At 51.5% G+C, this 12761-nt stretch carries 14 protein-coding genes and 1 tRNA gene; 11 read left to right on the forward strand and 4 right to left on the reverse strand.

Annotated elements, in window-relative coordinates:
- Positions 1–164 precede the first annotated feature (164 nt).
- The 11 genes from ACV7NC_RS12685 to ACV7NC_RS12735 all read left to right on the forward strand — a co-directional run bounded on the left by ACV7NC_RS12685 (position 165) and on the right by ACV7NC_RS12735 (position 8948).
- Positions 165–1472 carry an HlyC/CorC family transporter gene (locus ACV7NC_RS12685; protein WP_458154939.1) on the forward strand — a complete coding sequence of 436 codons (1308 nt, stop codon included), beginning with the start codon at positions 165–167 and terminating at the stop codon, positions 1470–1472.
- Between the two features lie 113 nt (positions 1473–1585).
- Positions 1586–1662 (forward strand) — tRNA-Arg (locus ACV7NC_RS12690).
- Between the two features lie 80 nt (positions 1663–1742).
- Positions 1743–2339, forward strand: a complete 597-nt coding sequence (locus ACV7NC_RS12695; protein ID WP_458152948.1) for a TetR family transcriptional regulator C-terminal domain-containing protein — start codon at positions 1743–1745, stop codon at positions 2337–2339.
- 208 nt (positions 2340–2547) lie between these two features.
- Entirely contained in the window at positions 2548–2820 is a 273-nt protein-coding gene (locus ACV7NC_RS12700; RefSeq protein ID WP_458152949.1) for a DUF4242 domain-containing protein, read from the forward strand.
- Between the two features lie 53 nt (positions 2821–2873).
- On the forward strand, positions 2874–4580 hold the full coding sequence (locus tag ACV7NC_RS12705) for a hypothetical protein (protein WP_458152950.1): 1707 nt from the start codon (positions 2874–2876) through the stop codon (positions 4578–4580).
- Positions 4581–4675: 95 nt separating this feature from the next.
- A complete protein-coding gene (locus tag ACV7NC_RS12710; RefSeq protein WP_458152951.1) occupies positions 4676–5275 on the forward strand; it encodes a riboflavin synthase in 600 nt (199 codons plus the stop codon).
- Positions 5276–5295: 20 nt separating this feature from the next.
- The gene (ribBA, locus tag ACV7NC_RS12715) at positions 5296–6399 is read left to right on the forward strand and encodes a bifunctional 3,4-dihydroxy-2-butanone-4-phosphate synthase/GTP cyclohydrolase II (RefSeq protein ID WP_458152952.1); all 1104 of its coding nucleotides are present in this window, start codon (positions 5296–5298) and stop codon (positions 6397–6399) included.
- Positions 6400–6459: 60 nt separating this feature from the next.
- Positions 6460–6942, forward strand: coding sequence for a 6,7-dimethyl-8-ribityllumazine synthase (ribH, locus tag ACV7NC_RS12720; protein WP_458152953.1), 483 nt, complete (start codon positions 6460–6462; stop codon positions 6940–6942).
- Positions 6939–7439, forward strand: coding sequence for a transcription antitermination factor NusB (gene nusB, locus ACV7NC_RS12725; RefSeq protein WP_458152954.1), 501 nt, complete (start codon positions 6939–6941; stop codon positions 7437–7439). The genes ribH and nusB overlap by 4 nt, the downstream gene beginning before the upstream one ends.
- An 11-nt stretch (positions 7440–7450) precedes the next feature.
- Positions 7451–8419: a thiamine-phosphate kinase gene (gene thiL / locus ACV7NC_RS12730; protein WP_458152956.1), complete on the forward strand. Its 969-nt coding sequence runs from the start codon at positions 7451–7453 to the stop codon at positions 8417–8419.
- Complete coding sequence (locus ACV7NC_RS12735) at positions 8400–8948, forward strand: phosphatidylglycerophosphatase A family protein (protein WP_458152957.1); 549 nt, start codon at positions 8400–8402, stop codon at positions 8946–8948. Before thiL ends, ACV7NC_RS12735 begins: the two co-directional genes overlap by 20 nt.
- 75 nt (positions 8949–9023) lie before the next feature.
- On the opposite strand, the gene ACV7NC_RS12740 is transcribed toward ACV7NC_RS12735, so the two are convergent.
- The 4 genes from ACV7NC_RS12740 to ACV7NC_RS12755 all read right to left on the reverse strand — a co-directional run bounded on the left by ACV7NC_RS12740 (position 9024) and on the right by ACV7NC_RS12755 (position 12679).
- Positions 9024–10400 carry an SLC13 family permease gene (locus tag ACV7NC_RS12740; RefSeq protein WP_458152958.1) on the reverse strand — a complete coding sequence of 459 codons (1377 nt, stop codon included), beginning with the start codon at positions 10398–10400 and terminating at the stop codon, positions 9024–9026.
- Positions 10401–10465: 65 nt separating this feature from the next.
- Positions 10466–10864: a type II toxin-antitoxin system MqsA family antitoxin gene (locus ACV7NC_RS12745; RefSeq protein WP_458152959.1), complete on the reverse strand. Its 399-nt coding sequence runs from the start codon at positions 10862–10864 to the stop codon at positions 10466–10468.
- Positions 10857–11165, reverse strand: a complete 309-nt coding sequence (locus ACV7NC_RS12750; RefSeq protein WP_458152960.1) for a type II toxin-antitoxin system MqsR family toxin — start codon at positions 11163–11165, stop codon at positions 10857–10859. The genes ACV7NC_RS12745 and ACV7NC_RS12750 overlap by 8 nt, the downstream gene beginning before the upstream one ends.
- A gap of 134 nt (positions 11166–11299) precedes the next feature.
- Positions 11300–12679, reverse strand: a complete 1380-nt coding sequence (locus ACV7NC_RS12755) for an SLC13 family permease (RefSeq protein ID WP_458152961.1) — start codon at positions 12677–12679, stop codon at positions 11300–11302.
- Between the last annotated feature and the right edge of the window lie 82 nt (positions 12680–12761).

The raw sequence follows: 12761 nt of genomic DNA on the forward strand, positions 1-12761 counted from the left end.
CTAATTATTATACGTGTAATCGCAATATCGCGTAAGATTAGAAGGGATGCTCCGCTGCAGTTAATGATCGAAGCCAACCTGATTGGCTGCTGGGAATGCAGTTCATTTATTGGTTGCTCTTAGCAGCAATGACACGATTTCATGATAGGTGATTCTTGGAAGATTTGCCGTTACACATCTTGCTGATTGCATTGGTGTTCTTGTTGATTTTGTCAGGTTTTTTTTCCTTATCTGAAACCAGCATGATGGCGATTAACCGCTATCGCTTGAAGCATCTCGCCAAGCAAGGCCATCGCGGCGCCCAGTTAACGTTAAAACTGCTCAATAAAACGGATCGGCTATTGGGAGTCATTTTACTGGGCAATAATTTACTCAATACCGCTTCTGCAACATTGGTCGCAGTCATTGTTGCTACATTGTTCGCGCATGATGACTTTGCGTTATTCATGGGGACGATTGCAGTAACATTCGCAATCCTGGTTTTCAGCGAGATTACCCCGAAAGTGATCGCTGCCGCGTATCCAGAACGAATCGCGCTTACAGCCAGTTACATACTAACGCCACTACTGATTATCTGTTATCCCGTGGTGTGGTTTGTCAATTTGTTTGTGAGCGGCCTGTTGCTGTTGTTCGGATTAAAGCCGCAGAAAGGCGAACTTGAACAGAAAATTAGCACCGAAGAACTCAAAACATTGGTTTTGGAAGGCGGTCATTTCATTCAGCATAAGCATCAAAGCATGTTGTTGAATCTGTTCGATCTTGACACCATCACTGTTGACGATGTCATCGTCCCGCGCAGCCAAATCGAAGCCATCGATCTAAACGCGGATGATGAAGTCATTCATGCACAGTTATTGACTTGTCATCATACTCGCTTGCCGGTGTATCGTGATCGTATGGACAATATTGTCGGGATTGTTCATGTCCGCAAGGTTTTAAATCAAATGCAAGATGGCAAGGTCACAGCAGCGGTTCTGGAAAAAGTTATGCGCAAACCTTATTTCATTCCATCAGGAACCTCCCTGTTTTCGCAGTTACAGCTTTTTCAGGAAAACCAAAAAAGAGTCGGGTTAGTGGTCGATGAGTACGGTGAATGGATGGGGCTGGTAACACTTGAAGACATCATCGAAGAGATTATCGGGGAATTCACTACCCATGCGCCTACTCAGGCAAACACTTTTCTAAAACAAGAAGATGGCAGTTTTATCGTGGAAGGCAGCACTTTGCTGCGAGAGCTGAATCGCAAACTCGGTTTTCAGTTTCCATTGGACGGACCAAAGACTCTCAATGGCCTCATCCTGGAGTATCTGGAAGATATTCCGGAAGCAGGGATCGGCCTGAATATTGCCGGTTATCCCTTGGAAATCATCCAAACCAAGAATCGTGTGGTAAAAACTGTTAAAATCTTCCCCGTTGCAACCATGGCATTGGAAACAAAAACTACTGAGCAAACCGGTCGATCAATTGAGTGATGCGCCTCATATTTTTTCATTATGATCATATCCGGCAATACAAGTTGGACGGGAAAAATAAAAGCGGTTATCCTGTCGCCCGGTAAACAACAGTAACCGTCTGTTCACCAAAAGCGCCCATAGCTCAGCTGGATAGAGTACCGCCCTCCGAAGGCGGGGGTCGCACGTTCGAATCGTGTTGGGCGCGCCAATCCATCAAAAAATCCGCTACTTAAAAATTAAAACCAAATTTAATTTGATTTTTAAGACAACTGGTCGTATTATTTCTGCATGTCAAAATCAAGTAAAAAAGAATTTAATCGAGAGAGTCTGTTGAATCAAGGTGTTGTTTTTTTTATGAATCAAGGTTATCACGGCACTGGTCTGCAGGAGATTCTCGATGCGGTTAATGTTCCTAAAGGTTCTTTTTATAACTACTTTAGCAGCAAAGAAGAATTCGGTGCGGCAGTCATTCAGCATTATATCGAGCCGTTCATTTTGCGGTTATCCACGCATCTCCAGCAATCCGGTTCCGATGCGCTGGGGGCTATCCGGCGCTATTTTGCCGAGCTGATTGTGGAACTTGAAGAAAACAAATTTAAAGGGGGGTGCTTGCTGGGCAGCCTCATGGGAGAAATTGGCAGCAACAGCGACGTATGTCAGCAATCCCTGCAATCGGCAATCGCACGATACCGGGATTTATTGCAATCCGGCCTGGCCCAGGCGCAGCAACAAGGTTTTGTCAGAACGGATAAGACTCCCGAAGAAATGGCTGATTTATTGATTAATACATGGCAGGGGGCGCTACTGCGGATGCAAATAGAAAAATCGTCCGCGCCGGTCAAACAATGCTGTCATGATTTACTGGATGATTTTTTTGTACGGTAGTTATTTTTTGATATTTAAAAATACGACCGGTCGTTTTTAATGTACATTAAGGAAACAATGATTAATTCAGCAAACGAGATGAAGCACGAGGCGCATGGCATGCAGCAACCGAAGCATATTAACAAGATAGGCGAGGGAGTGAATACCGTGCAACGAAGTAATTCGCTCGTGTGGTCAATTAATCAGTATTCCCATAAAGGAGAAAGATATGCCCAAGTACATGATTGAACGTGAGATTCCTGGTGCTGGTTCGTTCACGCCCCAAGACCTCCAAGCCATTTCGCAAAAGTCCTGCGCTATTCTTAACAGCATGGGGCCAAGCATCCAATGGCTGGAAAGCTACGTGACTGATGATAAGGTATATTGCCTCTATCTTGCGCCGGACGAGGCCGCTATTCGAGCGCACGCGGAACAGGGCGGATTTCCTGTCACTCGTGTTGCGCAAGTCCGATCGGTGATTGATCCCACGACGGCTGAATAGTCTCGAGAAATTTCCTGTTGACCTGGTCATTAACATTTTTAACGGAGGTAGCTATGCATTCCAGAATTATCGTTTTGCCCTTTCTGATTGCGGTTCTAGCCGTTACAAGTCCTGTCACATCCTGGGCTACGGCTGAAAAAGAAAACCGCCCATCGCACACTCCGGTATCCGGCGCGGCGCAACAATTTGATTCGAAGCATCACCCCGCTCCCCGGTTACAGAACCTCGGCAAGCACGCATTCCCTGTCAGTACAAATAATCCATTGGCGCAGCAATACATCAATCAAGGGCTCAATCTCGCGTATGGATTCAATCATGCCGAGGCGCGTCAGGCATTCCGGGAAGCGGCCCGGCTGGATCCTGGGCTTGCGATGGCGTATTGGGGACAAGCGCTGGTGCTCGGCCCGAATATTAACGCCATGATGGAGCCGAACGAAGAGCCCCGCGCGCTGGAAATCATCCAGCAAGCCAAATCCCTGATGACGCGAGCTTCCGAGAAAGAGCAAGCGCTTATCAGCGCCCTTGAAAAACGCTACTCCGGCAAAGCCGAACACAGAACCGCCAATGACCAAGCCTACGCGGCGGCAATGCGCGAAGTGCACCAGCGCTTTCCGGATGATCCGGACATTGCCATGCTGTACGTCGAATCGATGATGGATCTGCGGCCGTGGGGTTATTGGATGCTTGACGGCATTCCTTACGAAGGCACTGCCGAAATTGTCGCCCTGACGGAAGACGTATTGCGGCGCTTCCCGGAACACCCCGGCGCCTTGCACATGCATATTCATTTAATTGAGCCGACATTGACGCCGGAACGCGCCGAGAAGTCGGCTGATACGCTGCTTAAATTAATGCCGGAAGCAGGACATATGATTCATATGGCATCGCATATTTATCAGCGCGTTGGCCGCTATGCCGATTCGATCAAAAGCAATCAAATGGCTATTGCGGCGGACGAGTCTTACATCGCGCAAGATCATGCTCACGGCATATACCCGATGGTTTACTATCCGCACAATATTCACTTTCTTTGGTTCGCGGCGACGTCGGATGGGCAAAGTAAACTTGCGCTCGAAGCGGCAAAAGAAACGGCCCGGAAAATCGATGATGACGTGCTAAAAGCCATTCCGCTGACGGCGGTTTTCCGCGTGACGCCGTATTGGGCGCTGGCGAGATTCGGGCATTGGAAGGAAGTTCTAGACCTTGCTCCGCCGCCATCGATCAATGCCTTCTTAACCGGCAGCTGGCATTATGTGCGAGGCCTCGCGCTGGTGGCCACGAAACAGTTGACACAAGCTGAACAGGAGCTCGCGGCGCTGCGCAAAATCATGGAAGATCCACGATTAGACCACCCTTTGTTGTCTAAAAACACTTCGAGTACAGTGCTTCGCATCGCTCCGGAGGTGCTTGCCGGCGAAATCGCTGCCGCCCGAGGGGAATTCGATCAGGCTATTGCGTATCTTGAAAAAGCGGTCCGGCTGGAAGACGCCTTGATCTATACCGAACCGGCCGAATTTCATCAACCGCCACGGCTATCGCTCGGTGCCATCTTGCTGGAATCAGGGCGGCCGGAAGAAGCAGAAACGGTTTTTTGGGAAGATCTGCGCCGCAACCGGAATAATGGCTGGGCGCTTTACGGCTTAATGCAGGCCATGCGCGCGCAAAACAAGGACGATCAAGCGGCTCTGATCGAAGCGCGTTACAAGAAAGCCTGGGAGCGCGCCGATGTGACGCTGACTGCGCCCCGTTTCGGGCGCTAGGCCAGGTAATTAGCGCCAAACTGTCATCCGGACAGATTCTTGGTATCGGGTAATGCTAAACTATGCGGTTTGAGAAACTGGAAATTTGAATCGAATTGTTTACCGGAATCATAGAAGCCACAGGTGTCATCGCCAGTATCCAGCCTTGTACCGATAAAGGTCATGGCGATTTGTCATTAACCATTTCCGCGCAACGGCTGGATCTGAGCGATGTCACGCCCGGCGACAGCATTGCTGTGAATGGTGTGTGTCTGACGGTAACCGCACTGGCGCATGATTCGTTTGTGGTCGATGTTTCCGTGGAAACACTGAATTGCACCGTCGGACTGGATCAACCAGCCGCAAGCGTCAATCTGGAAAAGGCCATGCGTTTGTCCGACCGGCTGGGCGGACATTTGGTCAGCGGGCACGTGGATGCCGTTGGCAGAGTGGTCGAATTGGCTGCTGTCGGGGAAAGTCATGAATTGATCATTCAAGCGCCGGAATCCGCCGTGCGGTTTTTAGCACAGAAAGGCTCCATAACCGTCAATGGTGTTAGTCTGACGATCAATCGAACAGAAGCCCGCACGTTCTCAATCAATCTCATTCCACATACCATGGCAATGACGAACTTGAAAGAACTCATCCCAGGCGCGCGGGTAAATCTGGAAACAGACATGCTGGCTCGTTATGTGGCAAGATTACTAAACGTTTAGTTTAACCGGGGTAAGAGAGCATGAATATCAGCGCTATCCAGGACATTATTGCCGATTTGAAACAAGGTAAGATGGTCATTTTGGTCGATGAAGAAGACCGTGAGAATGAGGGGGATCTGGTACTCGCCGCTGATTTTGTCACACCGGAAGCGATTAATTTCATGGCGACTTATGGGCGCGGCTTGATTTGCTTAACCTTGACCGAAGAGCGATGCCAGCAATTGGACTTACCACTCATGGTGTCGGCTAACCGGTCACCGCTGGGTACCAATTTCACCCTTTCGATTGAAGCTGCCAGCGGCGTTACCACGGGAATTTCAGCGGCGGATCGCGCGTGTACCGTTCAAGCCGCGGTCAAAGCGGACGCCAAACCTCAAGACATCGTACAACCCGGGCATATTTTTCCATTGATGGCGCAGAAAGGTGGTGTGCTGGTGCGCGCTGGACATACCGAGGCCGGTTGCGACCTGGCGAGATTGGCCGGATTAACCGCAGCTTCGGTAATTTGCGAGATTCTAAAAGAAGATGGCAGCATGGCACGATTGCCGGACTTGATCGAGTTCGCAAAAAAACATCAGCTTAAAATCGGTGCTATTGCCGATCTGATTGAATATCGCAGTCAAACGGAAAGTCTCGTGACTCGTGTTGCCGAACGCGTGATCCAGACAATGCATGGCGAATTTTTATTGACCGCTTTTCGCGATGAAATCGCCAATACGATTCATCTGGCTTTAGTCAAAGGCGTGATAGATCCGTCCGCTGAAACCCTGGTGCGGGTGCACGAGCCTTTATCGGTCATTGATTTATTGGATATCCATGACAATACCCATTCCTGGAGTATCCATGATGCCATGAGACTAATCGCGGAAGCGGACCGAGGTGTTATTGTATTATTGCATCGTAAGGAAAGCGCTGCAAAACTGCTGGAGCGCATCCAGAAAAAAGATCCGCATAGCCACAGTCCGATTAAAACCGATCTGCGCGATCACGGCATAGGTGCGCAGATCCTGAAGGATTTGAATGTTGGTAAAATGCGGTTGATGGCTGCGCCAAGAAAAATGCCGAGCGTTACTGGGTTCGGCCTGGAAGTGACGAGTTATGTGAACATGCAGCAGGAGCGCTGATCCATTCGCCGAATCGGGCAATAAAGTCAGTGATGAAGTGTAAAATTACAGGAGTTAAACATGGCTTATTACGACAATATCATTGAATTTGAATCGAATCTGGACGGATCGGATATACGCGTCGGCATTGTCATGAGCCGGTTTAATATCGATATCGGCGAAGGCTTGCTAAGCGCATGCACCGCGGAGCTGAAAAAGAATCAAGTGCAGGATTCGAATATTCTGATTGTCACTGTTCCCGGCGCGTTGGAAATTCCTTTGGCCATGAAGAGAATGGCGATGTCGGATCAATTTGATGCCTTGATTGCTTTGGGCGCCGTGATACGCGGTGACACATATCACTTTGAAGTGGTCGCCAATGAATCGGCGCGCGGCCTGCTGATGGTGCAACTTGAAACCGAGATACCCATCGCCAATGGCATATTAACCACGGATAATGAAGATCAAGCGATTGCGCGAATGAGCACTAAAGGAGCGGAAGCGGCGCAGGTTGCCCTGGAGATGGCAAATTTGCATTTCAAGATAGATGAAATCGGTATATGAATGACATGTTAACTGAGACTGGCCCGATCGCCGATAATAAAACGGAGAAATACAAAAGCCGCCGCCGGATTGCGCGGGAATTCGTGTTGCAAGGTCTCTATCAATGGCGAGTCGCCGGCGGGAACGCGGCGTACATCGAACAGCAATTGCGCGAATCCGAAGAATTCAAGCATGTCGACGAGAAGCATTTTGCACTGGTGTTGCATGGCGTGATAGAACGAGTTGAAGAACTGGAGGAAGCGATAAAGCCATGTCTGGACCGTTCCATGAAGGAACTCAGTCCGGTTGAGTCCGCCATCTTGTTTCTGGGCGCTTATGAACTCATGCACTGCCCGGAGATTCCTTACCGCGCCATCATCAACGAAGCAATCGAGCTAGCCAGGACGTTTGGAGGCAGCGATGGTCACAAATATGTCAACGGTGTGCTGGATAAGTTGGCCGACCGGCTCCGCCCAGTGGAAACGCGGGCGCAAAAAACGGTAAGGAAGCATCCGTAGCGGTTCTCATCGTGTGCTCGGAGTTTGACCTCATCCAGCATTATTTCAAGAAAGCGCGCAACGATGCAGTGCTTGGCATCGGCGACGATGCAGCGCTCATCTCCGTGACGCCCGGTCACGAGCTGGCATTATCGACCGATACCCTGGTAAGCGGACGGCATTTTTTTGCGGATGCCAATCCCCATCAACTGGGTCATAAATCACTGGCGGTTAATCTGTCCGATATGGCGGCAATGGGCGCCAACCCCCGCTGGGCAATGCTGGCGCTGACGTTGCCGGAAGAATTGGCGAAACATCCTAGCTGGCTGGCGCAATTCAGCGAAGGCTTCTTCGCACTGGCCGATAAGCACCGGGTGCAATTGATCGGCGGTGATACCACCGCCGGGCCATTGGCTATTTGCGTGCAAATTATCGGCGAAGTTCCTGCAGGGCAAGCGTTGCGCCGTAGTGGCGCGAAACCGGGCGACGACATTTGGGTATCCGGTCAACTTGGCAGCGCCGCGTTGGCGCTCAAACATGAATTACAACAAATTACTCTTGAATCTGGCGAAGTTGCGCAGTGCCTGCCAGCCTTGCTGACGCCAATTGCCAGAGTGGAACTGGGGCAGCGTTTGATCGGGCTGGCGCATAGCGCCATCGATATTTCCGATGGCTTGCTGGCGGATTTAGGGCATATCCTTGAAAATTCCGGGCAAGCCGCTTGCATTTATCTGGAAGATATACCGTGCGTCATTCCATTGAAAAAGCGGATACCGCAATCGATCGCTTTACAATGTTTACTGGCCGGCGGCGACGATTATGAGTTATGCTTTACAGCATCAAAGGTCCAGCATGAACTGATTGTTCAACTTGCTGCAACCATGCAGCTACCGCTGACCCACATCGGTGAAATCGTCAGCGGTACCGGACTGATCGTTAGAGATGCGCAAGGAAACCCAATAACGATGGATATCAAAGGTTATGACCACTTTCGCGCCTGAACCCGAGAATACAGTCAATACGCAATCCGCACCATTCAAACCCGATCTGGAACTGGTCTACAGTCATCCGGCCTACATCATTGCGTTTTCCGGTGGCGTCGGCCTGGCTCCGGTAGCACCCGGCACGTTTGGCACGCTGGTTGCGTTTCCTCTGTTTTGGCTGTGTAACCTTTACTTAACCCCGCTGGTTTTCCTGCTGGTGATCGATCTCATGTTCATCGTCGGCATCTGGGCCTGCGGCCTCAGCGGCAAAGCGCTTGGCGAACCCGATCATAGCGGCATGGTGTGGGATGAAACCGTCGCGTTTCTGCTGGTGTTGTTCTTCATCCCGGATGAATGGACCTGGCAATTGGCGGCATTTGTATTGTTCCGCTTCTTCGACATCGCCAAACCGCAACCGATCCGCTATTGCGACAATCGATTCAAAGGCGGATTTGGTGTGATGTTCGACGATTTGATTGCCGCTTTCTTTACCCTACTATGCTTGGCGGGATGGAAGGCTTGGGTGTTGTCCGGCATGTTGTTTTAGACCAGCGTCTTAGAAGTTTCATTCTTAGACCGCATAATCCGGAGCAGTCATTTCCATTCTTTTGAAGTGCGGTTGCTACACCACCAAAAAATAACAAGCTACCGTAATCACTACCGCCCCGATCAAATTCAACATCAGCCCTTCGCGCACCATTTGCGCGACGGTGACGTGACCGCTGCCGAACACGATAGCATTCGGCGCGGTGGCGACAGGCAGCATGAAGGCGCAGCTTGCGCTCATCGCGGCGGGCACCATCAACAGGCTGGGATCGAGACCGGCCCCGAGTGCGGCGGAGGCGAGGATCGGCATCAGCAGGATGGTGGTGGCGGTGTTGCTGGTGGCCTCCGTTAGAAATGTAACCATTAAAGCAATGGTGGCGATCATTACCAGCGGATGTAGATTGGCTAGAATCGTCAAATGATCACCGATGGCGTGCGACAAGCCGGATTCGATAAATGCTTGGGCGATGGCGATACCGGCTGCGAACAGGATGAGAATGCCCCAAGGTACGCGCTCGGCGGTTTGCCAGTCGATCAATTTGCCGCCGCGTCCGTTCGGTACCAGAAACAGAATGACCACGGCGATGAGCGCCACAATCGCATCATTCGCGCCTTTCAGGCCGAACCAGGTGCTCCAGCCGCCAAACGGTTCCAGGCGCGTGATCCACGCCAGCGCGGTCAAGCTGAATACGATCAACACGCGATATTCTTCCGGACGCCAGTCGCCTGCGGGCGGGATCGTCAATTCACCCTGGTAATCCAGTTTGCGCGTTAGCCATAATCCGGCAATCGGCAAGAAGATGAGCACTACCGGCAGACCCCAGCTCATCCATTGCGAGAAACTCACCGTGTTGCCGGTGAAACTTTCGTACTGCTGCATAAACACCAGATTCGGCGGTGTGCCGATCGGCGTACCTAAACCGCCGATACTGCTGCCGTAAGCAATCGCCAGTAACAGCGGCAGCGCGAGTTTTCGATCGGGGCTTTGCGCGATCACCGCCAGCGCAATCGGCAGCATCATCAACACCGTCGCGGTATTCGATATCCACATGCTCAATGCTGCCGTTGCCGCCATAAACCCTAGCACGATACGGCGGCTGCTATGCCCGCCGATGACATTGACCATCCCCAGCGCAATGCGCCGGTGCGCGCCGGAACGTTCCATTGCCGCCGACAGCATGAAACCGCCGAGCATCAGCAAGATCAATTCGTTACCGTACGCCGCAGCAATCTTGTCTTGTGGTAAAACACCGGTCAGCGGGAAAACCGCTAGCGGAATAATCGACGTCACCGGAATCGGAATCGGTTCGAAAATCCACCACACCACGCACAAGATCGCCACCGCCCCGGTCCAGCAAGCCGATGGCTCCCAGCCGGATTGGCTCATGGTTAGCCACACTGCGATAGACAGCAGCGGACCGGCAATTAAGGTCCAGTCGCGATTAGAAGTCATGGCCATCAGTTTTGTGTAAAAGGGGATGGGTAAGCGATGGTGTTATATTTCAGATGGTTACGTGTTTACTGCAACTCCTTAATCAATTCAGGATGTTTATCCAACAATTTGAATAAGTTAGTAACAGCGGCAACCGGTTTTGCTTGGCCCCGTTCATAACGGGAAAATGCGTTCTTTCCGCCGCCCGCTAAGCGAGCGGCTTTTACCTGCGACAATTTTAGTTTCTTTCTGATACGAAACAGCTCTGCGGCTTCATCGGCATCAACTTGTCTGCGGAATGACAACCATCTTTCCTCCTCGGCAGGATCAAAATCGATCACGCCATCTCCACAGTGATCACAGAATGCTCCGCTAATCTCAGTGGTATAGCAATGCTCCCGGTAAAACTGATTCGTAGTTTTTTTGCCATCATGCAGGGTACCAAGGCCACATAAATGACAAGCCTTACCATTCCATTTACTCACCGTCTCTCTCCTTAAATGAGATCACAAAATATTCCTCATGGCGCTGGAATTTGATATAGAGATCAATTCCCTTCCAGTTACTGTGATAAACATCTTGCCAAATGCGGTTATCGCCATGTGTAGTCATGCTCTTATAAAAATTCTTTCGTGCCAGCTTTTTGATAACCGATAAAGCGTCTGCTTGCGACATACCAATTGCACGTATTCCAGCGAGCGCTGTGGCTGTGAGATTCATATCCTGCTCCGTCAGCATCTGGGCATGAATTTCAGGCAATGAATAATGTGGAATACGCTTTTCCATTCGCAGATTATACCCCTATTAGGGGAATTATCTCGCCTTGTCGTGTTTAAAAATATGAACCGTTATCCCACTCGGCGTAGTAGATTAGTCTTAAGTCCGGCAGACTCCTAGAGACGTCCTATAGTGCCCCCAATTTACAAAAAGCAAATAGTAACCAGCGTAATCACCACAACACCTATGAAATTCAGTGCCAATCCTTCGCGTACCATTTGCGCGATGGTGACGTGGCCGCTGCCGTAGATGATAGCGTTCGGCGCCGTGGCGACGGGGAGCATGAAAGCGCAACTCGCGCTCATTGCGGCAGGTACCATCAGTAGAGCGGGCTCGATGCCTGCGCCGAGTGCGGCGGAGGCGAGGATCGGCATCAGCAGGATGGTGGTAGCGGTGTTGCTGGTGGTTTCGGTCAGGAAGGTGACGATCAGTGCGATGGTGGCGATCATGATCAGCGGGTGCAGGCTGGCCAGCATCGTCAAATGACCGGCGATGGCGTGCGACAAGCCGGATTCGATAAAGGCTTGCGCGATGGCAATACCGGCTGCGAACAGGATCAGAATGCCCCAGGGCACGCGTTCGGCGGTTTGCCAATCGATCAATTTGCCGCCGCGTCCGTTCGGCACCAGAAACAGAATCACCACGGCGATGAGCGCGACAATCGCATCGTTCGCGCCTTTTAGACCGAGCCACGTACTCCAGCCGCCGAACGGTTCCAGACGAGTGACCCAGGCCAGTGCGGTCAGGCCGAATACAATCAACATGCGGCGTTCTTCGGGACGCCAGTCGCCCACGGGGGGAATCGTCAATGCGCCGCGGTAATCGAGCTTACGCGTCAGCCATAACCCAGCCAGCGGGATAAAGATTAGCACCACCGGCAATCCCCAACTCATCCATTCCGAGAAGCTCACTGCCGTACCGGTAAATTTTTCATATTGCTGCATAAATACCAGGTTCGGCGGCGTGCCGATCGGTGTGCCAAGGCCGCCAATGCTACTGCCATAGGCGGTGGCCAGCAGTAGCGGCACTGCCAGTTTTTTGTTCGGACTTTGTGCGATCACCGCCAACGCAATCGGCAGCATCATCAACACCGTCGCGGTATTTGAAATCCACATGCTCAACGCCGCCGTCGCTACCATAAACCCTAGTACTATGCGGCGGCTGCTATGCCCGCCGATGACGTTGACCATCCCCAGCGCAATGCGCCGGTGCGCACCGGAGCGTTCCATCGCCGCCGACAGCATGAAACCGCCGAGCATCAGCAAGATCAATTCGTTACCGTACGCCGCAGCAATCTTGTCTTGTGGTAAAACACCGGTCAGCGGGAAAACCGCCAGCGGAATAATCGACGTCGCCGGAATCGGAATCGGCTCAAATATCCACCACACCACACATAAAATCGCGATTGCACCTGTCCAGCAAGCCGGCGATTCCCAGCCGGATTGACGCATCCAGAAATACAGCGCGCCTGCCTGCAACGGTCCGGCGATCAATGCCCAGTCGCGATTGGAAGTTATGGTCATAAGTTCTGTGTGAAAAGGAAGAAGTTGTGAAAACCCAGATGCTTACGGGTTCGAATCATGCCGCAGCGGTGCAGGGGCGTCA

It is taken from the genome of Nitrosomonas limosa, from assembly GCF_054188085.1.